The 21,317-nt window shown below is 60.5% G+C and carries 16 protein-coding genes and 1 pseudogene; 7 read left to right on the forward strand and 10 right to left on the reverse strand.

The features are described 5' to 3' along the window. Nucleotides 1–62: 62 nt before the first annotated feature. The 3 genes from A7X77_RS18390 to A7X77_RS18400 all read right to left on the reverse strand — a co-directional run bounded on the left by A7X77_RS18390 (nucleotide 63) and on the right by A7X77_RS18400 (nucleotide 3,664). On the reverse strand, nucleotides 63–986 hold the full coding sequence (locus tag A7X77_RS18390) for a sugar ABC transporter substrate-binding protein (protein ID WP_064684289.1): 924 nt from the start codon (nucleotides 984–986) through the stop codon (nucleotides 63–65). Nucleotides 987–1,082: 96 nt separating this feature from the next. Then, nucleotides 1,083–2,093, reverse strand: a complete 1,011-nt coding sequence (locus A7X77_RS18395) for an ABC transporter permease (RefSeq protein ID WP_064684290.1) — start codon at nucleotides 2,091–2,093, stop codon at nucleotides 1,083–1,085. Continuing rightward, nucleotides 2,093–3,664, reverse strand: a complete 1,572-nt coding sequence (locus A7X77_RS18400) for a sugar ABC transporter ATP-binding protein (RefSeq protein ID WP_064684291.1) — start codon at nucleotides 3,662–3,664, stop codon at nucleotides 2,093–2,095. Before A7X77_RS18400 ends, A7X77_RS18395 begins: the two co-directional genes overlap by 1 nt. A gap of 160 nt (nucleotides 3,665–3,824) precedes the next feature. On the opposite strand from A7X77_RS18400, the gene A7X77_RS18405 reads away from it, so the two are divergent. After that, entirely contained in the window at nucleotides 3,825–4,859 is a 1,035-nt protein-coding gene (locus tag A7X77_RS18405) for a LacI family DNA-binding transcriptional regulator (RefSeq protein ID WP_064684292.1), read from the forward strand. Nucleotides 4,860–4,950: 91 nt separating this feature from the next. On the opposite strand, the gene tdh is transcribed toward A7X77_RS18405, so the two are convergent. The 4 genes from tdh to dnaG all read right to left on the reverse strand — a co-directional run bounded on the left by tdh (nucleotide 4,951) and on the right by dnaG (nucleotide 11,393). Beyond that, nucleotides 4,951–5,988, reverse strand: a complete 1,038-nt coding sequence (tdh, locus tag A7X77_RS18410) for an L-threonine 3-dehydrogenase (RefSeq protein WP_064684474.1) — start codon at nucleotides 5,986–5,988, stop codon at nucleotides 4,951–4,953. A gap of 246 nt (nucleotides 5,989–6,234) precedes the next feature. After that, complete coding sequence (locus A7X77_RS18415) at nucleotides 6,235–7,422, reverse strand: glycine C-acetyltransferase (RefSeq protein ID WP_064684293.1); 1,188 nt, start codon at nucleotides 7,420–7,422, stop codon at nucleotides 6,235–6,237. Between the two features lie 105 nt (nucleotides 7,423–7,527). Beyond that, nucleotides 7,528–9,393, reverse strand: a complete 1,866-nt coding sequence (recQ, locus tag A7X77_RS18420) for a DNA helicase RecQ (protein ID WP_064684294.1) — start codon at nucleotides 9,391–9,393, stop codon at nucleotides 7,528–7,530. Further along, complete coding sequence (gene dnaG, locus A7X77_RS18425; RefSeq protein ID WP_064684295.1) at nucleotides 9,393–11,393, reverse strand: DNA primase; 2,001 nt, start codon at nucleotides 11,391–11,393, stop codon at nucleotides 9,393–9,395. The genes recQ and dnaG overlap by 1 nt, the downstream gene beginning before the upstream one ends. A 666-nt stretch (nucleotides 11,394–12,059) precedes the next feature. Between dnaG and A7X77_RS18430 the strand changes: the two genes are divergently transcribed. Continuing rightward, nucleotides 12,060–12,959, forward strand: a complete 900-nt coding sequence (locus A7X77_RS18430; RefSeq protein WP_064684296.1) for a hypothetical protein — start codon at nucleotides 12,060–12,062, stop codon at nucleotides 12,957–12,959. On the opposite strand, the gene A7X77_RS18435 is transcribed toward A7X77_RS18430, so the two are convergent. Beyond that, entirely contained in the window at nucleotides 12,940–13,392 is a 453-nt protein-coding gene (locus A7X77_RS18435) for a GatB/YqeY domain-containing protein (protein ID WP_064684297.1), read from the reverse strand. The genes A7X77_RS18430 and A7X77_RS18435 overlap by 20 nt on opposite strands. A 271-nt stretch (nucleotides 13,393–13,663) precedes the next feature. Between A7X77_RS18435 and carA the strand changes: the two genes are divergently transcribed. After that, nucleotides 13,664–14,869: a glutamine-hydrolyzing carbamoyl-phosphate synthase small subunit gene (gene carA / locus A7X77_RS18440; protein ID WP_064684475.1), complete on the forward strand. Its 1,206-nt coding sequence runs from the start codon at nucleotides 13,664–13,666 to the stop codon at nucleotides 14,867–14,869. 187 nt (nucleotides 14,870–15,056) lie between these two features. On the opposite strand, the gene A7X77_RS18445 is transcribed toward carA, so the two are convergent. Continuing rightward, the gene (locus A7X77_RS18445) at nucleotides 15,057–16,166 is read right to left on the reverse strand and encodes a sulfite oxidase (RefSeq protein ID WP_280950340.1); all 1,110 of its coding nucleotides are present in this window, start codon (nucleotides 16,164–16,166) and stop codon (nucleotides 15,057–15,059) included. A gap of 392 nt (nucleotides 16,167–16,558) precedes the next feature. Between A7X77_RS18445 and A7X77_RS18450 the strand changes: the two are divergent. Next, nucleotides 16,559–16,881, forward strand: a pseudogene (locus A7X77_RS18450) (antibiotic biosynthesis monooxygenase family protein). A 54-nt stretch (nucleotides 16,882–16,935) separates the two neighbouring features. Here the strand turns inward: A7X77_RS18450 and A7X77_RS18455 are convergent. Further along, nucleotides 16,936–17,829, reverse strand: coding sequence for a LysR family transcriptional regulator (locus tag A7X77_RS18455; protein WP_064684299.1), 894 nt, complete (start codon nucleotides 17,827–17,829; stop codon nucleotides 16,936–16,938). A gap of 316 nt (nucleotides 17,830–18,145) precedes the next feature. Between A7X77_RS18455 and A7X77_RS18460 the strand changes: the two genes are divergently transcribed. The 3 genes from A7X77_RS18460 (at nucleotide 18,146) to A7X77_RS18470 (ending at nucleotide 21,293) form a co-directional block, all read left to right on the forward strand. Next, nucleotides 18,146–19,234, forward strand: coding sequence for an alpha/beta hydrolase (locus tag A7X77_RS18460; protein ID WP_064684300.1), 1,089 nt, complete (start codon nucleotides 18,146–18,148; stop codon nucleotides 19,232–19,234). A gap of 179 nt (nucleotides 19,235–19,413) precedes the next feature. Beyond that, nucleotides 19,414–20,490, forward strand: a complete 1,077-nt coding sequence (locus tag A7X77_RS18465; RefSeq protein ID WP_064684301.1) for a PQQ-dependent sugar dehydrogenase — start codon at nucleotides 19,414–19,416, stop codon at nucleotides 20,488–20,490. 41 nt (nucleotides 20,491–20,531) lie between these two features. Then, nucleotides 20,532–21,293: a glucose 1-dehydrogenase gene (locus A7X77_RS18470; RefSeq protein ID WP_064684302.1), complete on the forward strand. Its 762-nt coding sequence runs from the start codon at nucleotides 20,532–20,534 to the stop codon at nucleotides 21,291–21,293. Nucleotides 21,294–21,317 lie beyond the last annotated feature (24 nt).

Here is a 21,317-nt window from a genome sequence, read left to right on the forward strand (position 1 = left end):
CTGACGGTCGCCAGAGATAGCGGTGCCGGGAAACAGTCCCGGCACGCGCCCTTGGGAGGGTTTTATTTCTTAGCGTACTGATCGACATTGTCCTTGGTGATCGAAGCAAACGGCACCAGCTTTTCGGCCGGAGCTTCCTCGCCCTTCTTGATCCCCTCGACGACTTCGAAAGCAGCCTTCGCCTGACCTGCGGCGTCCTGGAAGATGGTCTGGGACATCGTGCCGGCTTTGATGGCGCTCAGCGCATCGGCCGTCCCGTCGACACCTGAGATCATCACGCCCTTGAGCCGATCAGCACCCTGAAGCGCTTCCAACGCCCCGAGCGCCATCTGGTCGTTGGCCGCGACGATTGCCTCGAACTTCGGAAAGCTCTGAATCCAATCTTCCGTGACCTTCATGCCTTCCGCGCGGTCATAGTTGGCCGAGAGGCTGGCAAGGGTGGCAACGTCCGAACGGCCCAGCGCATCCTCAAAGCCCTTCTTGCGCTCCTGCGTGTGCGAGAGCCCAGGCGTGCCTTCGAGGTAGAGGATTTTTGCGTCCTTCGGCAGATGCTGCTTCATGTACTCGCCCTGGAGGCGGCCGGCATCGATGTTCTTCGAGCCAACGAAGGTGTACTTGCCGCCAGCAGATTGGATGCCGAGAGCGATGACCGGAATGCCAGCCTGGTTGGCCTTCTCGACGCCCGGTACGATGCCCTGATAGTCGACCGGAACGACGACGATGGCATTGACTTTTTGCGCAATGAAATTGTCGATCTGGTCGAGCTGTTTGCTGACGTCGTTGTTGGCGTCGGAGAAATTCACTTCGACTGCCGGATCCGATTTCGATGCTTCGATGAAGGCGTTCTTGCGTGCCATCACGAAGACATCGGTGTCCGCCATATTGGCGTAACCGACAACGAACTTGTCGGCGGCGATTGCAGCGCCCGCAGAGAGTGCAGCGACGGATACGGCGCATGCGACAGCGAGTTGAGCGATGAGTTTCATAGGGTCCTCCCATAGAGTTCAGGTTCATTCCAAAGGCGGGAAATCCACGCCGACACAGAGGTGTTTCCAGGGAAGTTTCCCGCCCTAGAACTTCGATCATGCCTTCTTCTTGCTGCGGGCAGACTTGGTCCAGACATCAAGGATCACGGCGATCGCGATGATCAGACCCTTGATGATCTGCTGCCAGTACGAGCTGACATTCATGAGATTGAGCATGTTGTTGATCACGCCGATGATCATCGATCCGATAATCGTGCCCGTGATGGTTCCGGTGCCACCCATCAGGCTGGTACCACCGACGACGACAGCGGTGATTGCGTCGAACTCGTAGCCGACACCGCCGGCGGGTTGACCCGAATTGATGCGGGACATGAGCACGATGCCGGCGACCGCACACAAAATGCCGTTGAAGATGAACGCCTTCACGACGATGCTGTCCGGATTAATGCCGGAGGCACGGGCGGCGCGTTCGTTGCCGCCAACGGCATAGACGTATCGGCCGAACTTTGTCTTGTTGAGCAGGATCCAGGAAATAACGATGACGACTGCCAGGATGAGCACTGAGATCGGCACCGGGCCGAGCGAGCCCTGGCCGATCACTCTGAAATCTCCGAGCCCCGTCACCGGCGAGCCGCCCGTGTAAAGGAGCACGGCGCCGCGTGCGACCGTCGTCATTGCCAAAGTCATGATGAATGATGGAATGCGGAAGAAGGTGATAACGAAGCCGTTGATGGCACCCGTCAAAATGCCGACGGCCACGCCGGCGACCACGGCGAGTATCACGCTTCCAGTCACAGCCATCACGCTGGCGGCCATGACACCACAGAGCGCAAGGACGGACCCCAACGAGACGTCGATGTGCCCCAGGATGATGATAAAGGTGACGCCGCAGGCGAGAAGGCTGACCACGACCACCTGACGCAGAACGTTGGTCAGGTTGGCTTCCGTCAGAAACGTCGGGCTCAAGATCGAGGCGAGAATGCAGATTCCCACGAAGATCAGGACCGTGCCGAATTTGCGGTAGATCTCAGAGAAGCTCATGCTGCGAAGGCCCAAAATCGCCTGGCCTTCTCGTTTCACGGTCGCTTCTGCAGGTTCGATGCTCATCAATGTCCTCCCGTCGCGAGGCGCATGATGCTTTCCTGCGTGGCCTCGTCTCTTGTTAGTTCGCCCGTGACCCGTCCCTCACTCATCACCACGACACGATCACTCATGCCCAGGATCTCGGGCAGCTCGGATGAGATCATGATGATCGCGAGCCCCTGGCGGGCGAACTCGGTCATCAGCCTGTGGATCTCGGATTTGGACCCCACGTCGATACCGCGCGTGGGCTCGTCGAGAATGAGCAGCTTCAGATCGCCGAGCAGCCACTTGGCGAGAACGATTTTCTGTTGATTGCCACCGCTCAGGTTCTCCGCCATCATCGCCGTGTCCGGCGTCTTGATCTGCAGCATCTTGATCATCCGCTGGGCCGCCGCCTCCTGCCGCCGCTCGCTGATGAGGAGGCCGGACGCGAACTTCTTCAGGTTCGCCAGCGATATGTTCTCGCCCACGGACCGGCAGAGCACGAGACCTTCCGCCTTACGATCTTCGGAGACCATCGCGATTCCGTTAGCGATCGCTTCCTTCGGTGAATTGATCTTCAGGGGCTTTCCGTTCAGACGGACGACTCCTGCGTCCGCGGCGTCCAGGCCAAAAATGACGCGCGCCACTTCCGTGCGCCCGGCACCGATCAGGCCAGAAAAACCGACGATTTCACCGGCTCGCACATTGAAGCTCACCTTCTCGAAAGTCCCGTAACGAGATAGGCTCTCCACCGAGAGCACAACGTCGCCGATCGGAACCTCTTCCTTCGGAAAAATGCTGGAAATGGTACGCCCGACCATTTGAGAAATCAGCTTTGCCGGATGGTATTCGGCTGCTGGAGCAGCGGCAATGAACTGGCCATCCCGCATCACCGTAATGTCGTCGGCGATCTGGAAGATCTCGTCCATCTTGTGGGTGATGTAGATGATGGCGACGCCGGCTGCCTTCAGATCTGCGATCTGCCGGAAGAGCATTGCCACTTCCGTGTCGCTGATGGCTGACGTCGGCTCGTCCATGATCACGAGAGAAGCCTCTCGCGAAATCGCCTTGACGATCTCGATGAGCTGCATCGTCGCGATAGAAAGGTCGCGCATCTTCGTTTCGGGACTGTACTTCAGGCCTATGCGATCGAGGAGCGTCTTGGTGTCGGAGTTCATGCGGGCAAAATCGACGAAGTGGGACAGCACCCCCGACTGACCATACGTGGGCTCACGACCGAGAAAGATGTTTTCGGCAATCGTCAGGTCGAGCACCGGGCTAAGCTCCTGATGGATCATCGAGATGCCGCGATCCAGCGCCGCCGCAGCGTTCTGGTGATCAAGCTTCTCGCCCTTAAAAAGGATTTCGCCGCCGTCGATTGCGTAGATGCCGCTCAGGATCTTCATGAGCGTCGATTTGCCGGCCCCGTTCTCGCCCACGAGAACATGCACGCTGCCGGCTCGGACCTTCAGGTTCATGCCATCGAGAGCGAGCACGCCGGGAAAGGTCTTGGTGATCGAGCGCATCTCCAGAACGAACCCATCCACCTTGTCGATGGACGTGCGTATTCCTTCGCCGCTTGAAGGCGGCGCCTTCTTCAAGGTCGCAGGCATGAAAGCGAGTCCTCCAAATGAGAGGACTCTCCCAAGTCCTCTAGCCAGATTGGCCTTTATAGCCTCATGAAATCAGCCAAATTTCTAGAAATTGTCAATTAACAGCTAGATTTTACTCCCAGAACCTCTCATAATTACTTTCATGAAATGAGAGATTTATATGTCACGCCCCACTATTCCGGATCTTGCAAAAGCTGCTCGCGTCAGCATTTCAACGGTCGATCGCGTCCTTAACGGCCGCGACCCGGTACGCCCGCAAACTGCCGAGCGGGTCCTCAATGCTGCTAAACAAATCGGCTTTCACGGTGTGACAGCCATTGAGCGGCGACTGGAGTCAGACAAGCCCGTCATCAAGTTCGGCTTCCTCCTGAAACAGTCGCACCGCAAGCTCTACCGGATGTGGGCGGAAGTTCTGAAGGCCGCCACTGAAGCCTATCCCGGCGCGTATGGGCGGTCGATAGTCAGGTTCATGGATGACCTCGCGCCAGATAAGGCGGCGGAGGCGATATACTCCCTCAGTCGGGAGGCCGACGTCATCGGAATGATCACTTCCGACCATCCGCAGGTGAACCACGCCGTTGATGGTCTCGCGGCGGAGGGTATTCCGGTGGTCACGATGATATCCGACATCTCTACCGCAGCTCGCGCGGGATTTGTGGGAAACGACTGCGTGAAGAAGGGCCGTACGGCCGCCTGGTTCATCGCCGGGCTGAACGCCAACGGCGGCAAAGCGTCCGTCTTTGTAGGAAGCCACCGATATCTGGCCCAGGAACTCAACGAAATGGGCTTTCGATCGTATTTTCGAGAAAGCGCTCCAGGCTTCCAAATGTTGGAAACAATCGCCACTCTCGAAGAGCCGGAAATTGCCTACGAAGCCACGCGGCGTCTCCTGCAGACAGAACCCGACTGGGTTGGACTGTACGTCGCCGGCGGAGGCATCACGGGCGTAATGCGGGCGCTTAGAGAGGATAGCGGACCGGTCGCAAAACGACTGGTCGTGATAGCTCACGAGCTTACGAACGAAACCAGGGCAGGTCTCGCAGAGGGAATAATCAAGGTGGTGCTGTCTCATCCTGCGAAATTGCTGGCAGAGACCTTGGTACGGGCAATGGCGGAAGCGCTCGATGTCGATCGGGCCGCAACCGTTTCACAGCATATCGTCCCCTTCGACTTCTACTCCGCGACTAATATATGAACCCGGTCTGCAGCAGGCGGCGGCACCAAGGCGAGAGGCGAAGGCGATTTGCCGCAACGGCAACTTGCTTCATGGGAGCATGTCATGCTCCTCACACCCAATCCATCACGACCTTGCCCGAATTGCCCGACCGCATCGCCTCGAAGCCGTCACGGAATTCGTCGATCTTAATGCGATGGGTGATGATCGGCGAAAGATCGAGGCCACCCTGGACGAATGCAATCATTTTGTACCAGGTCTCGAACATCTCACGGCCGTAAATGCCCTTCAGATTGAGCATCTTGAAGATCACCTTGTTCCAGTCGATCTCGAAGCCCGCCGGCGCAATGCCGAGAATGGCGATCTTGCCGCCATTGTTCATCTTGTCGATCATGTCGCGGAAGGCGGGTGCAGCACCCGACATTTCGAGCCCGACGTCGAAGCCCTCGGTCATGCCGATCGCCTTCATCACGTCGGCGAGATTTTCCTTTGAGGCGTCGACGACGTGGTCGATGCCGAGCTTGCGCGCCAGATCCAGCCGATGCGGATTGATATCGGTGATGACGACCTTGCGGGCGCCGGATCGCTTGGCGACCAGCGCACCCATGATGCCGATCGGCCCGGCGCCGGTGACGAGCACGTCCTCGCCGACGAGATCGAAGGAGAGCGCGGTGTGCACGGCATTGCCGAACGGATCGAAGATCGCCGCGATCTCATCGAAAATATCGTCCGGGATCGGCACGACATTGCTTTCGGGAATGCAGACGAACTCGCCGAACGAACCCGGCCGGTTGACGCCGACGCCGAGCGTGTTGCGGCAGAGATGCCCCCTGCCCGCCCGGCAGTTGCGGCACTTGCCGCAGACGATATGCCCTTCGCCGGAAACCCGCTCGCCGACATGATAGCGGGTGACCGCCGAACCGATCTCGGCGATCTCGCCGCAAAATTCATGGCCGACGACCATCGGCACCGGAATGGTCTTCTGCGCCCACTGGTCCCAGTTCCAGATATGGACGTCGGTGCCGCAGATCGCCGATTTCTTCACCCGGATCAGCACATCGTTCGGCCCGACCTCCGGCACCGGCACATTCTCCATCCATAGCCCGACCTCGGGCTTCGATTTGACCAGCGCCTTCATCATGTTCGACATATATCCCACCTTTGCTTGGCGCCAACTTCGCTATTCCCTCTTCTCCCCAGCGGGAAGAAGGTGCCCGTAGGGCGGATGAGGGGGCGGCACGCCACGCCGTCAAATCCTCGTTTGTTTCTCGCTCAACGCTCGAAACGTCGCTTCGCTCCGGCCCCTCATCTGTCCTGCCGGACTAACCAGGAGCAAGCCACCGGTCTCGCCCCGTCCTTCGGACCCCCGCTGGGGAGAAGAGGGAGCAAGCTTCGCTCAAATCACACCCAATTCCCGCCCTGCCTCGGCAAAGGCCGCAATCGCCCGCTCAACATCGTGGCGCGAATGCGCGGCCGACATCTGCGTGCGGATGCGGGCCTGGCCCTTGGGCACAACAGGGAAGGAGAAGCCGATCACATAAATCCCCTTCTTCAGCATCAGACCTGCCATGTCCTGGGCAAGCTTGGCGTCGCCGAGCATGACGGGAATGATCGGATGGCCTTCGCCGGCGAGCGTGAAGCCGAGCTTCGTCATCTCGGTGCGGAAGAGATCGGCATTGTCGGAAAGACGCTTGCGCAAGGCATCACCATTCTCGATCAGCTCGAACACTTTCAGCGACGCGGCGGCAATGACCGGCGCCAGCGTGTTCGAGAACAGATAGGGGCGCGAGCGCTGCCGCAGCCACTCGACGACCTCGGCTTTCGCCGAGGTATAACCGCCCGAGGCACCGCCGAGCGCCTTGCCGAGTGTGCCGGTGATAATGTCGATCCGGCCCTCGACGCCGCAATGTTCGGGCGAGCCGCGGCCGTTCCTGCCGACGAAGCCGACCGCATGACTGTCATCGACCATGACCATGGCGACGTACTTCTCGGCGAGATCGCAGACACCGCGGAGATTGGCGATGATGCCGTCCATCGAGAAGACGCCGTCGGTGGCGATCAACTTGAAGCGGCTGCCCTCGGCCTTCTTCAGTTCCTCTTCGAGTGCCGCCATGTCGTTGTTGGCATAGCGGGAGCGCTTGGCCTTCGACAGCCTGACGCCGTCGATGATCGAGGCGTGGTTCAGCGCATCCGAGATGATCGCGTCCTCCTCGGAAAGCAACGTCTCGAACAGGCCGCCATTGGCGTCGAAGCAGGAGGAATAGAGGATCGTATCTTCCATGCCGAGGAAAGAGGAAATCCGCGCTTCGAGCTGCTTGTGCTCCTCCTGGGTGCCGCAGATGAAGCGCACCGAAGCCATGCCGTAGCCGTAACGGTCGAGCGCCCGCTTGCCGGCCTCAGCCAGTTCCTCGTTATCGGCGAGGCCGAGATAGTTGTTGGCGCAGAAATTCAGCACCCGCTCGCCGCTAGAAATCGCAATCTCGCCGGCCTGCTTGGAGCTGATGACCCGTTCGGATTTATAGAGCCCGGCATCCTTCAGCGCCGAAATCTCGGCGCGAAGATGGGAGAGAAATGGCGAGGTCATGGGCGGCCCTTTCTGATGTTTTTATAGCTTCCGCGTTAGCATATCGCCATCGGCTTGTCTTCTTCAGCGCTGGACCGAGATCGAGAAGAACACCGGCCGGTCCGCTCAGTCGTCATGTGCAAGAATAATTTCCAAGAAAGCGTCGCCATAGCGCTCGAGCTTCGCCTGACCGACGCCGGATATGGCCAGCAGCTCCTTGCGGCTACGCGGCCGTTCGGTGGCAAAGGCAATGAGCGTCGTATCGGGAAAGACGACATAGGGCGGCACGCCGAGCGATTTGGCGATCGCCATGCGCTCCGCCCGCAGCGCCTCGAAGAGGCTGCCGTCAGCGCCCGACAGGGCCGATTTGCGCTCGCTGCGTTCCGCCTTCTTCGTGCGCCGTTCCGAGGCGGGCCGGTCCTTGCGGAAGAATACCTGTCGCTCGTGCTTGAAGACCGCGCGCGCTTCCGGCTCCAATTTCAGCGCCCCATAGGCCTCGTGATCGACCCGGATCAGCCCCATCGCGAGTAACTGCCGGCAAACGGATTGCCAGGTCCGAGCCGGAATGTCCTTGCCGGCGCCGAAGACGGGCATATCGACATGGCCGAAACGCTCGGTCTTTTCGTTGACATTGCCAACGAGCACGTCGATGACGTGGCCGGCGCCGAACCGCTCGCCGGTGCGGTAGACGGCGGCGAGCGCCTTGATCGCCGCTTCCGTGCCCTCCCAGGTCTCGACCGGCTTCAGGCAGGTGTCGCAATTGCCGCATTGGCCGGCATGCGCCTCGCCGAAATGGCCAAGGATCGCCTGCCGACGGCAGGAGGCGGTTTCGCAGATCGCCAGCAAGGCGTTGAGCTTGGCCCGCTCGACCCGCTTGATCTCATCTGCGGCATTGCCCTCGTCGATCATCCGGCGGCGCTGGATGACGTCGGCCATGCCATAGGCCATCCAGACCTCCGACGGCAGGCCGTCTCGGCCGGCACGCCCGGTCTCCTGATAATAGGCCTCCACCGAGCCCGGCAGATCGAGATGGGCGACATAGCGGACGTTCGGCTTGTCGATGCCCATGCCGAAGGCGACGGTCGCGACCAGGCAGAGGTTTTCTTCCTTCAGGAAAGCATCCTGATTGGCGTCGCGCAGCGCCCGGTCCATGCCGGCGTGATAGGGCAGCGCGCGGATGCCCTGCCCGTTCAGCCAATCGGCCGTATCCTCGACCTTGGCGCGCGACAGGCAGTAGACGATGCCGCTGTCACCCTTATGGCCGGAGAGGAACCGCAGGAGCTGCTGGCGCGGCTGGTCGCGCTCGACGATTTCATAGGCGATGTTCGGCCGGTCGAAGCTGGTGGTGAAGATTTCGGCATTCTCAAGCCCCAGCCTCTCGACGATGTCGTCACGCGTATGCGGATCGGCCGTCGCCGTCAGCGCCACGCGGGGCACATCAGGATACTGCTCGCCGAGCCGGCCGAGCTCGCGATATTCCGGCCGGAAATCATGACCCCATTGCGAGACGCAGTGCGCCTCGTCGATGGCAAACAGCGCGATCTTCTCATTGGCGATCAGCTCGCGGAAACCATCGGTCAGGATGCGCTCGGGCGTGACGTAGAGAAGGTCGAGCTTTCCCGCCGAAAGTGCGCGGCGGACCTCCACGAACTCCTCGCGCGACAGCGACGAGTTCAGCGCCGCGGCACGGATGCCGAGCTGCTTCATCGCCTCCACCTGATCGCGCATCAACGCGATCAGCGGCGAAACGACGATGCCGACACCGTGACGGCAAAGCGCCGGGATCTGGAAACACAGCGATTTGCCTGCACCTGTCGGAAAGAGCACCACGGCATCGCCGCCGGAAACGATATGCTCCACCACCTGCTGCTGCTTGCCGCGGAAGGAGGAGTAACCGTAGATCTGTTTCAGGACGTCGAGCGGCGATCGGCCGCCCGCAAACAGCGCGCCGGAAGCGGTAAAGCCGGTTTGATTGCTTTCGCTCAGCGACATCAGTGGCTCGCCGCTCCTTTGACGCGGCCGGAAAGCACGCCGAAGCCGTCGATGATCGCCTCCTGGTTCTCGAGGCGCACGCCTTCGAGATGCACTTCCTGCTGCGCCCGGATCAGCTGAACGATCGCCTCGCCGTCACCGGCTTCGGTCGCCAGCGCTATCTCGCGTTCGAGTTCCATCTTCTGCCGGCGCAACGCCTTCGCGCGTTTGTGGAAGGCGAGCGCCTGACGATAGCCCTCACGGGCATCCTCCATCGCCGCCTCCTCGGTCGCCGTCCACAGCCTCGCATTGCGCACCTGCTGGTCGAGGCTCTTGATGAGCGGACCGAAGCCTTCGAATTCCAGCCGCTCAGTCAGATATTCGCGTGTCAGATGCGGGCCGGCAACGGCAGCGGCTGCGCCGAGCATCGCCGACCAGAGCCGCTGCAGCTCACGGCTGTCATATTCGATCGCGGCGATCTCATCATAATCGTCGATCATCAGGGCCGGATGATTGACGATGGTGAGCGCCAACACGCTTTCGCGCAGCGCTGTATTGTCCCGGTGTCCGCGCACAGGCCCCGAGCGGGCGAGCCGGTCGGAAATGAGGCTGGGGCTTTTCGGTCCTGCCTTGCCCGCATTGTCGCGGCCGTTGCGGGAATTGCCGCTGAAACCGCGCCGCTCGCCACTGTTGCGGTTCTGGAACTGCGGCTGGAAGAAGGCGTTCAGCCGGTCGCGAATATCCTGCTGGTAATGACGGCGTACATTCTCGTCGGCGATGATCGCGACGAGCTGTTTCAGCCGTGCTTCGAGCTCGGCGCGCGCTTCGGGCGTATCGAACTTGCCGGTATTGATCTCCCGGCTCCACAGCATCTCCGAAAGCGGCTTTGCCTGGCTCATCACCTTGTCGAAAGGCGCGCGGCCCTCGTCGCGCACGAGATCGTCAGGATCCTTGCCGTCAGGCAGCAGCGCGAAACGGACGGAGCGGCCGGGCTTCAGATGCGGCAGCGCCAGTTCGGCGGCGCGATTGGCCGCGCGGATGCCGGCGCCGTCGCCATCGAAGCAGAGCACCGGCTGCGGCACCATCTTCCAGAGCAGTTCGAGCTGGTTTTCGGTGAGCGCCGTGCCGAGCGGCGCAACGGCATTCTCGACGCCCGCCTGATGGAGCGCGATCACGTCCATATAGCCTTCGACGGCGATGATGGTGCCGGATGCATTGTCATCCTGGGCATCGCCGCGGCCCGGCCCCTGGATCGCCCGGCGCGCACGGGCGAAATTGTAGAGCACATTGCCCTTGTGGAAGAGCTCCGTCTCGTTGGAATTCAGATATTTCGCCGGTGCATCTGCCGACATGGCGCGGCCACCGAAAGCGATCACCTTTTCCCGCGACGACAGGATCGGAAACATGATGCGGTCGCGAAAACGGTCGTAGGACACCGGCACGTTTTCATGGACGACCAGGCCGCAGGCCTCGATCTGCTCCTTGGTGACGCCTTTGCCGGCGAGGAATTCCTTGAGCGCATTGCGGCTGTCGGGCGCATAACCGAGACGAAAGGTTTCGATGGTGCGCCCCGTCAGCCCACGATCGCGCAGATAGGCGCGCGCCTTGGCGCCATTCGCCGTCTGCAACTGATCCTGGAAAAACTGCGTCGCCATTTCCATGACGTCGATCAGCGAGCCGCGCTCCTTTTCGCGCTTCTCCATCGCGGCATCGGCAAGCGGCATCGGCACGCCCGCCATGTCGGCAATCTGCTGCACGGCCTCGGGAAAGCTCAAGCCCTCCAGCTCCGTCAGGAAGCGAAAATGGTCGCCGGTGACGCCGCAGCCGAAGCAGTGATAACGGCCCTTCCGGTCTTCGCAATGAAAGCTCGGCGACTTCTCGCCGTGGAACGGGCAGCAGGCCCAGTAATCGCCGCGCGAAACGTTGGTCTTGCGCTTGTCCCAGCTCACACGGCGCGCAATCACGTTCGAAATCGGAACGCGGTCGCGGATCTCATCGAGAAAGGTGTTGGAAAAGCGCATTTATACCTCTTGGCTAAGTTCCATATAAGCTGCTTTGCCGCTCCATGCCACGAAACTTGTCGGGAAAACCCGCTATTCACAGGCAAGGGCACTCATCGCCGACAGTGTCGGTTAGCCGATCAACAACGCGTTGCCGCCCCTGCGACAAGGGGTGCGACACTGTTGTCATCCGACATCGCGATTTCGGTTGTCGCCAGTATTCCATCGAGTGCTTCCGCCTTCGGCAACACCAGATTAAAACGTTTCAAAACAGCGGCTTATCAATTTCCTCGATCGAGTATCGCCATCTTCGGCCAATTGCCCGGCCACCGCTTCGACGCGTCCTAAACTGCGGTTTTCGGCAATCATTATTTTTTTGTAATTTGAATAAGCAGCCGCCCGGCCGTAGGTTCATTTCAACAAAGCGATCCCCGAGCGAAGCACCATCCCTACCCCCGGCGCCGCTTCGCAAGGGTGCCTTTGCAAATACCCTCCGGCTTGGGCCTCGGCCCTGCGTGCCGGCGGAAGCAAAGAGCAAGAAGGCAGGAGCGCCCCCAGCTCCTGCCTTCTTAATTTTTGGCTTCTCCTGATACAATTCCCCTTTGAAATTAACCGATTATTGACAAAGCCGTTGACAGGCGGCGGCGGCATGAAAGATGTATGCGCCGACATCCTGGACCCCTCCCAATGGCCTTCACCGCTGAAAATCTTGCAGCAGACGATCGCTTTTCCGCTGCGATCCTGCATTGCGCCAATCAGTTGCTCGCGATCTATCGCGAAAGCCCGCGCATCGCCTCGATTTTCGCCGCGCAGCAGCGCTGGCTAATGGCCCATGCCGGCTTCGCGCTTCACTACGGCTATCCCGGCGATGGGAAGCGAGGCCTTTATTCCGGCCGCTTCATCGATTTCGCGGTGAGGAACGACATCGCCAGCCGCAACACGGCCGCCGCCTTCATGCAGGAGATGCTGGCCTATCGCTTCCTGCAGGCCGTTCCCGGCCCTGACAAGCGCACGCGCTACCTGGAACCCACCGAGATCGCCGAGCAGCATTTTACCCGGTGGCTCCTGGCGCACATGATGATCCTCGACAGCCTCGACGGCGGTGAACGCGCTGCGAAGGTCGCCGCCGATCCTTCGGCGATGATGGCGGCCATCCAGCCGCTGATTGCAAGGGCGATCATCGGCAGCCAGGCGGTGCGCAGCCCGGGCCCGACCTTCAACCTCTTCAACTGGGCGAATTCCGGCGGGCTGGTGATGGATTACCTGATCTCGCGGCTTCCGGAATTTCCCCGGGCGGCCGAACGCGTCGTGGTCGGCCCGCTGTCGCTCCGGGAACTGCGCGAGCAGTTCATGATATCGAACACCCACCTGAAGCGGCTTCTGACGCAGGCGTCGAATATGGGAAGCGTCGGCTGGACCGAGCCCTCCCGCAAGGGCGACTTCTGGCTGTCCGGCCCCTTCATCCTGGAATATTGGAATTATCAGGCGGCGAAATTCGCCATCATCGACGCCGCCGCCGAGGCGGTGCTCGGGCCTGCGGTCCACGAAGAACCGCAGGCGAGACGTTTTAGTTCAGCAGTTCTTTGACGGTCGCGGACGCCTTGGCGAAATCCATCTGGCCGGCATAACGCTCCTTGAGCGCCGCCATCACCTTGCCCATGTCCTTGACGCCCGAGGAGCCTGTCTCCGCGATAACAGCCGATATGTTGGCACGCACTTCGCTGTCGGAAAGCTGCTTCGGCATGAAATCCTGGATGATGGCGATTTCGGCACGCTCCTTGGCGGCGAGTTCCGGGCGCGAATTCTCCTCGTAGATCTTGGCCGATTCGTCGCGCTGCTTCACCATCTTGGCGAGGATCTGCAGGATCTCGTCCTCGCTCGCCTCTCCCTTGCCGGTGCCGCGATTGGCGATATCGCGGTCCTTGATCGCGGCCTGGATGAGCCGGACGGTCGAAAGCCGCTCCGAATCCTTGGCCTTCATCGCCTCTTTCAGCTGGGTGGCGAGTTGATCGCGCAGCATGGTCTTCACTCCTTTTTTGATGCCGCTTCATAAACCACGCCGATGCGAGGGATCAAATAAATTGCGCGATCGGCGCGATAAACCGCAGGAAAACAGCCTCGATCTCGGCTACAAAGAGTTGACCGTAAGCGATTGCGTGGCTATCTACCGCCACCTGCACCAAAATTCGTGATCAGGCCTGAAGCGCGCGGCATTGCCGCGTCCACACGCCTGCGAGATCAAATGGCGACGAGCGCAGCAACGCGCGCCGACCGCCGGAAACGGGATGAAGATGACCGCGACAGCACCCTGGACAAACGATAAGCCGACCGCCCTGCTCGTTCTTGCCGACGGTACGGTGATCGAAGGCAAGGGCATCGGCGCCACCGGCAAGGTCCAGGCCGAAGTCGTCTTCAACACGGCGCTGACCGGCTACGAAGAGATCATGACAGACCCTTCCTATCTCGGCCAGATCGTCACCTTCACCTTTCCCCATATCGGCAATATCGGCACCAACGATGAAGATATCGAAGACCTGACGCCCGCCGCCCGCCACGGCGCCGTCGGCGTCATCTTCAAGGCCGATATCACCGAACCCTCGAACTACCGCGCCGCCAAGCATCTCGACCAATGGCTAAAGGCACGCGGCATCATCGGCCTCTGCGGCATCGACACGCGCGCGCTGACCGCGTGGATCCGCGAGAACGGCGCTCCGAACGCGGTGATCGCCCACGACCCGAACGGTGTCTTCGACATCGAGGCGCTGAAGGACGAAGCCAAGGCTTGGAGCGGTCTCGAAGGTCTCGACCTCGCCAAGATCGCCTCCTCCGGCCAGTCCTCGCAATGGACCCAGACGCCGTGGCTCTGGAACGAAGGTTATGGCGAACTCGGCGCGGCCGATGCCAAGTATCATGTCGTCTGCCTCGATTACGGCGTCAAGCGCAACATTCTGCGCCTGTTTGCCGGCCTCGACTGCAAGGTGACCGTCGTGTCGGCGACAACGAGCGCCGAAGACGTGCTCGCCATGCAGCCGGACGGCATCTTCCTGTCGAACGGCCCGGGCGATCCGGCGGCAACCGGCGAATACGCCGTGCCTGTGATCCAGACGCTCATCAAGACCGACATCCCGGTCTTCGGCATCTGCCTCGGTCATCAGATGCTGGGCCTCGCCCTCGGCGCCAAGACCGAGAAGATGCATCAGGGCCATCACGGCGCCAACCATCCGGTCAAGGACCATACGACCGGCAAGGTCGAAATCGTCTCGATGAACCACGGCTTCGCAGTCGACTCGAAGTCGCTGCCCGACGGTGTTGAAGAGACTCATATTTCGCTGTTCGACGGCACCAATTGCGGCCTGCGCGTCCTCGGCAAGCAGGTCTTCTCCGTCCAGCACCATCCGGAAGCCTCTCCCGGCCCGCAGGACAGCCACTACCTCTTCCGCCGTTTCATCAACATGGTGCGCGAGAAGAAGGGCGAGCCTGCGCTCGCCGAACGCTGACTTCAAGAACTGCCGATTTCGCAAAGGCCCGCCAAACCGGCAGCCACCATCGCGATGTGGAATCTCTTGAATCTTGAAGGCAGCAATGAGAGTAAGGACCGCTATCTGCCGAAGCGGTCTTTTTTCGTTATAGAAGAATAAGGCTGCTTTGCGCCTTCAAAGCCGCCATTCCGCCCCATGCGGGTGATTAGATCACGAATTCCTCCTCGTATGTCTGTGGCCCGGGAACGACCGTAACCTCCACCGGAACGATCCAATTGGCCGCGTAGCTCTCGCTGTCGGAATGCGGGAGGTCGGGCTGCACGCACCCCGCACTATCGATCGCGCGACATCGCAGCATATATGCCCCCGCTTCTTCAGGGGTCCACATGTACTCCCACAAGCGCCATGCGAACGGACGTTCTGTTTCGAGGAGCCTTCCCTCGCGCCAGCCCCTGCCATCTCCGGTGCAGACCTGCACCTGCCGGATAGCAGCCTCTCCGCCCCACGCGGCTCCGAAAATTCGATACGGTTGGCCGGCGATGAGACGCGCCCCCTGCACGGGACGCGCGATCTGCGCCTTGACCTCCATCTCCGCGAGGGGGACCAGCCTGGGTTCCCCGAGGCTGCGCTCCCAACGGAAATAGTCGCGCGCCTGCCAGTAGCCAAGGAACGGTTGCTCCACAACCGTGATATCAGTGATCCACTTGACCCAAGCCATGCCGAACCAGCCACCCACGACCGCACGTAGCGGGTAGCCGTGATCGCGCGTCAACGGCTCCTCGTTCATCGAATAGGCAAGGATCGTGCTGTCAGCGATGGCCTTCTCAAGCGGTAAACTGCGCGCAAAAGCGATGGGTCCGGGAGAAGCCGTTTTCTTGTTCGCATCGACGACGCCGCTGTCTGCGCCGACGAGCAGAACCTCACGTGCGGTTCGCTTGACGCCCGCCATTTCCAAAATCTCGCGCAGAAGAACACCTGTCCACGCGGCATTGCCGACGGCTCCGTTCTGCCACTGCAACCCCTCCTTCGGCGGCACATAGTGGACGCGCCCGTTGCCTGCGCACTCGACGACGGCCGTGCAAGTCGTGCTCCGCATCGCCTTGATGCTGTCGAGGTCAAGTTCGAGCGGCCGCTGCACCGCCCCGTCAACGCGCAATCTCCAGTTTCGCGCATCGAGGTCCGGCGACGGGAAATGGTTTCGCACGAAGAACAGCTCGGTTGGGATCAGCCAATCGGAGAGCGACGCAAACGGAAACTCGATGTTTGGTGGGGACTTCTGTCGAATTATGAGACCGGGTTTCTCTGGTGTCGGCATCGTCCTCGTCTCCCCTTCCATGAGCACAACGTTGGCACTCGGTCGCGCGAATTCCGGGTTGATCACACCGCCCCTCGCAATGCGTCTGTCGCGTTCCGTCCCCACTCTACCACATATCGCACGTTCCTCGGATCGACCTCGAACGGCAGCAAAGGGCCCCCATTGCATATGAGCAGGGCGATGTCCGGCAAATGCGGTTCGACGATAACTTTTTCGATGCGGCCGTCTCCGCGCCAAGCCCCGGTAAGGTGCCGGTCCGCTTGCGGCCCCCACGACGGCTTCAGAAAGCGGTCGCCCCAAGTTAGTGACCGGACGGCTTCGCTTCCATATTGACCTCAACCATACTTGAGGAAATACAAAACTCCGCAGACATCCGATGCAGGAGAAAATGGATGAGCGGAGCTTTCTATCGTGTCGACAAATTCGTCGTGCCGGCTGCGGCGCGCGAGGAATTTCTCGTCAAAGTGATGATGACCCACAAGCTGCTGGAAGCACAGGAAGGTTTCATCGATCACAGGGTGCTGGAGCAGGTCGCCGGTCCCGGTGAATTCAATTTCACCATCGCCGAATGGGAAAATCCGAGGTCGTCGAGCGCGCGCGGGCAGCCGTGGCGGCCGCCCAAAAGGCCGCCAATTTCGATCCGCAGGAAATGTTTGCCCGTCTCGGCATTCGCGCCGATATCGCCAGCTACAAACCTGTCGCGGCCTTACGATGAGACGGGCTGCCGGGCGCCGGGCGTCGCTCCGGGATTGGTGACGAAGACGATGCGCTACGACTTCTGCCTGAGTGCATCGAGGACTACCTTGAACGCCCCAGACGGTTGCCGACGGCTCGGATAATAGAGGTGATAACCTGGGTACGACGGGCACCAGTCGGCGAGCACCTGAACCAGTCTTCCGGCGTCGATATCGGGTTTCGCCAAGCCATCAGGCACAAACCCGAAACCGTAACCATCAACAGCAGCGTTCAGTATCTGCCTGATCCCGTTGCAGATGACCTGACCTTCCACTCGGACCCGCAATTCTTCCCCGTCTTTCTCGAACTCCCAGGCGTAGGTTCCGCCATGTGTCGGGAGCCGGAGGTTGATGCATTGATGCGACGTCAGCTCTTGAGGCTTTATCGGAATGCCCCGCTCTTCGACATACGCTGGGCTGGCAATGACAATCATCCGCTGATATGGGCTGATACACACCGAGATCATGCCTTGTGACACAATCTCCCCAAGCCGCACGCCTGCGTCAAAGCGTTCTGCGACGATGTCTGTCAGTCCATAGTCAACGATGAACTCGACTTTAATCTCGGGATATTGACGCAGAACCTTCTCGAGCTTCGGCCAGAGAACCGTGTCGATCGCGTAGTCTTCAGCGGTGATGCGGATCGTACCCGCCGGCTTCTCTCCCAGTTCGGTGATTGAAAAAAGCTCGCCTTCGATCTCCTCGAATCGGGGAGCGATCACGTTCAACAGTCGCTCACCCTCGGCCGTCGGCGACACGCTGCGGGTGGTGCGGGTCAGAAGTCGAAGCCCGAGACGAGATTCGAGCGCCCGTATCGTATGGCTGAGATTCGATTGCGACATGCCTAACTGCGCGGCGGCTCTCGTGAAGCTCCGTTCCCGCGCTACGACAATAAAAGCCAAGAGGTCGTTTACGTTCGCGCGCAGCATCCGCTTGTTCCTTTATATCAGTTCCCACAAGACTATGGCGTGTATCGCGAAACGTCATCACCGATTATTGCTCCTCAAGAATAAGTCATTTGTTGCTGATGTGGCTTGAGATGCGCGAGGGGGATCGCTTTAGGCAGACGAAGTAGCCCAATTTCCCTACGTTCGAAGCGGTTCCGAAGTCATGAAGGATAGCTTCCCCACGTGGTCGATATATGCGTAGGGTACATAAGCGCTAGCAGATCGCCGCCGATAATCACCCAGGTCCAGACCGCTTATATTCCTCCTGCAACCAATCAGACGGCAATGGAGAATGGCTATGGAAAATGGACCCGTCAGACCAACCGACCGACAGGAAACGATCGGGATCGGTCGGCGTGATCTTCTGAAGCTTACCGGGGCAGGCGCGGCTGCTGCCGGCGTGATGTCGCTCGCGGCAGGTCCCGCCTTCGCTCAATATGCCGGAACGTGGGACAAGACCTTCGCGCAGAGCGATCGTGTTCAGCATAAGAAGGTATCCTACGTGAACCGCCTCGGCATCAATCTCGTGGCGGACATGTATGTCCCGAAGACTGTCGATGCTTCGCAGCGCCATCCCGCGCTCATCGTCGGCCATCCCTATGGCGGCGTCAAAGAGCAGACTTCCGGGCTCTACGCCCAGACGATGGCGGAGCGCGGCTTCATCACCATTGCCCATGATGCCTCGTACAATGGCGAAAGCGGCGGCCAGCCTCACTTCATCTCGTCGCCGGAAGCCGTTGTCGAAGACTTCAGCGCAGGCGTCGACTTCCTTGGACTTGACCCGCGCGTCGATCGGAACCGCATCGGAATCATCGGCGTCTGCGCGAGCGGCGCTTTTGCGCTCGCCGCCGCACAGATCGATCCTCGCATGAAAGCGGTCGCCACGGTGAGCATGTACGACATGGGCGGCGCCAAATGGGCGTGGAAGGGCGAAGAAATGAAGGCCGAAGCCCGCATCGACATGCTCGCCCAAATTGGCGAACAGCGCTGGGCCGAGGCCGCGGGCGCGCAGAAGCAATACGGCGCTCTGCCCGAAATCCTGACGCCTGAGACAGATGCGATCACGCGGGAATTCTTCGACTACTACCGGACACCCCGCGGCGCCCATCCGCGCGCAACAACGGCGATGACAGTTTCCGGAGATCCGTCGTACCTGCATTTCCGGCCGTTCGACCATGTCGACATGATCTCGCCGCGGCCCGTTTTGCTGATTGCAGGTGAAAATGCGCATTCGCGCTTCTTCAGCGAGCAGGCGATCAAGAAGGCGGCCGAGCCGAAAGAGCTTTTCATCGTTCCGGGCGCTGGTCACGTGGACCTATATGACAAGGCCGACCTCATCCCCTGGGATAAGCTCAAATCGTTCTTCGACCAACACCTCTCAGCCTAGTGGGCGATGCCCGTATCGCACGGAATGGTTGCTCACTACAGGACGACTGAAGATCAGGAACCAACCCTCCGTCCAACGTGAAAACCAAAGGTCGGCTGCAAATGCCTGCCACCTCCATCCGGCGATCCGCAAGCGCAAATGGCTGACCAACCAACCTATCCTTCACATCGATGACCATAATGACGAAACCTCGGCCATCAGCAATTGCGTTGGCGTGCATCCCAAACGGCACCGTCATGTCCCTCGGCTGGGCGAAGGACGCGTCGCCCCCCCGCTCCGTCGCTGGCATGTCCACCAGCGATTGGCCCGTCGAAACCGTCGTGGAAGAACTCGACTACCCTTGGGATATCGAAGCGAGCGGCGAGAGGATCTTCGTGACCGAGGCCGCCGGCAACATCGTCGTGGTCCAGGACGGCCAGATGCGCAGATATCCATTGCAGACTTCAATCGGCATAAGCCGCGAGGGCGGTGGTGGTCTTCTCGGCATAGCGCTGGCCAAGCACTTCGAGACCTCCGGCGTGGCTTACTTCTACCACACCTATCGGACGGACGGGGGATTACTCAACAAGGTCATCGAAGCCAGCTTTGACGGCAACTCGTGGCGGGAGACCCGCACCCTCCTTGAGCAAATCCCCGGACACAGGCTCTACAATGGGGGCCGTCTAGCGATCGGACCCGACGGCAACCTCTACGTCACCACCGGATGGATCGAGGACGGCGACCTTCCGCAGGATCGTGAGAGCCTCGCCGGAAAGGTGTTGCGCATCACCCCACAAGGCAAGGTGCCTGCCGACAATCCCTTTCCAGGCTCCTATGTCTATTCCTTCGGCCACCGCAATCCCCAAGGCCTGGCATGGGACCGTGACGGTAAGATGTTCGCCGCAGAACACGGTCAATCAGCCCATGACGAGATCAATCACATCCGGCCCGGATTGAACTTCGGCTGGCCGCTGATCGATGGCGACGAACAGCTGGAGGGAATGGAGACGGCCTATCTCCATTCCGGCAGCGACACTTGGGCGCCGTCGGGTATCGCATTCCGGGGAAGTGAACTTCTCGTGGCCACGCTGGTCGGACGGGGCATTTACGTTCTCGACGCTCAAGCGAGGGATCTCAAGCCGATCTATGCATCCGGCGATCGGTTCAGAGACGTCCTCTCCCTTGGCGAAGACCTCTACGCGATCACGACGAACCGATCGCCGCGGGGTGAAGGTCCATCGGACGATCATCTCATCAAGCTGTCGCCCAAGCTCTAGCGGACGACACTCCAGCTCTCCAACAAACAAAGAGTGAAGCCATGAATATCCCTTTCGAAAACAAGGTCGCCCTCGTCACGGGTGCCGCCTCCGGCATGGGCCTGGCGACGGCAAAAGCCTTTGCGAAAGCCGGCGCCGCCATCGCGCTGGCGGACGTCAACGAGACCGCGGTGCGTGCTGCGGCAGACAACCTGATTTCCGGTGGACATCGCGCGATCGCGATTGAATGCGACGTCGCCGACATGGAACAGGTTGCTGCGATGGTCGAGAAGACGGTTGCGGAATTCGGCCGGCTCGATGCCGCTTTCAACAATGCCGGCGTCCAAAGCCCGGTGGCTGAGACCGCTGATGCGGACCCCAAGGACTACGACTTCGTCATGGGCGTCAACCTGCGCGGCGTATGGAACTGCATGAAGTACGAGCTGCTGCAAATGCGCCAGCAGGGCTCCGGAACGATCGTGAACAACTCCTCGCTCGGCGGCCTGGTCGGCATCGCGGAACGCGGCATCTATCATGCTTCCAAACATGGTGTGGTCGGTTTGACCAAAAGCGCCGGGCTCGAATACGCCGCCAAGGGAATACGCATCAACGCGGTCTGCCCAGGCATCATCGAGACGCCGATGGTGACCGGAATGCTGGAGACTCAGCCGGAAGCGATGGATGCGTTGATGCAGGTGGTTCCGATCGGCAGGCTTGGCAAAGCCGAAGAGATCGCCGATGCCGTCCTCTGGCTCTGCAGCGACGCGGCGAGCTTCATTGTCGGACACGCCTTGCCGGTCGATGGCGGCTACACCGTCCAATAGCGAAGGCTACCTCGCTTAGCCACC

Source organism: Rhizobium bangladeshense, from assembly GCF_001662075.1.
Lineage (GTDB): Bacteria > Pseudomonadota > Alphaproteobacteria > Rhizobiales > Rhizobiaceae > Rhizobium > Rhizobium bangladeshense_B.

What these genes read in the sequence shown, in the direction of transcription:
- A7X77_RS18390 (WP_064684289.1), bottom strand. Translation starts at nt 986, where the DNA reads ATGAAACTCATCGCTCAACTCGCTGTCGCATGCGCCGTATCCGTCGCT.
- carA (WP_064684475.1), top strand. Translation starts at nt 13,664, where the DNA reads ATGACCGCGACAGCACCCTGGACAAACGATAAGCCGACCGCCCTGCTC.
- A7X77_RS18400 (WP_064684291.1), bottom strand. Translation starts at nt 3,664, where the DNA reads ATGCCTGCGACCTTGAAGAAGGCGCCGCCTTCAAGCGGCGAAGGAATA.
- A7X77_RS18435 (WP_064684297.1), bottom strand. Translation starts at nt 13,392, where the DNA reads ATGCTGCGCGATCAACTCGCCACCCAGCTGAAAGAGGCGATGAAGGCC.
- A7X77_RS18455 (WP_064684299.1), bottom strand. Translation starts at nt 17,829, where the DNA reads ATGCTGCGCGCGAACGTAAACGACCTCTTGGCTTTTATTGTCGTAGCG.
- A7X77_RS18445 (WP_280950340.1), bottom strand. Translation starts at nt 16,166, where the DNA reads ATGCCGACACCAGAGAAACCCGGTCTCATAATTCGACAGAAGTCCCCA.
- A7X77_RS18430 (WP_064684296.1), top strand. Translation starts at nt 12,060, where the DNA reads ATGGCCTTCACCGCTGAAAATCTTGCAGCAGACGATCGCTTTTCCGCT.
- A7X77_RS18465 (WP_064684301.1), top strand. Translation starts at nt 19,414, where the DNA reads ATGACGAAACCTCGGCCATCAGCAATTGCGTTGGCGTGCATCCCAAAC.
- A7X77_RS18415 (WP_064684293.1), bottom strand. Translation starts at nt 7,422, where the DNA reads ATGACCTCGCCATTTCTCTCCCATCTTCGCGCCGAGATTTCGGCGCTG.
- dnaG (WP_064684295.1), bottom strand. Translation starts at nt 11,393, where the DNA reads ATGCGCTTTTCCAACACCTTTCTCGATGAGATCCGCGACCGCGTTCCG.
- tdh (WP_064684474.1), bottom strand. Translation starts at nt 5,988, where the DNA reads ATGTCGAACATGATGAAGGCGCTGGTCAAATCGAAGCCCGAGGTCGGG.
- A7X77_RS18395 (WP_064684290.1), bottom strand. Translation starts at nt 2,093, where the DNA reads ATGAGCATCGAACCTGCAGAAGCGACCGTGAAACGAGAAGGCCAGGCG.
- recQ (WP_064684294.1), bottom strand. Translation starts at nt 9,393, where the DNA reads ATGTCGCTGAGCGAAAGCAATCAAACCGGCTTTACCGCTTCCGGCGCG.
- A7X77_RS18460 (WP_064684300.1), top strand. Translation starts at nt 18,146, where the DNA reads ATGGAAAATGGACCCGTCAGACCAACCGACCGACAGGAAACGATCGGG.
- A7X77_RS18470 (WP_064684302.1), top strand. Translation starts at nt 20,532, where the DNA reads ATGAATATCCCTTTCGAAAACAAGGTCGCCCTCGTCACGGGTGCCGCC.
- A7X77_RS18405 (WP_064684292.1), top strand. Translation starts at nt 3,825, where the DNA reads ATGTCACGCCCCACTATTCCGGATCTTGCAAAAGCTGCTCGCGTCAGC.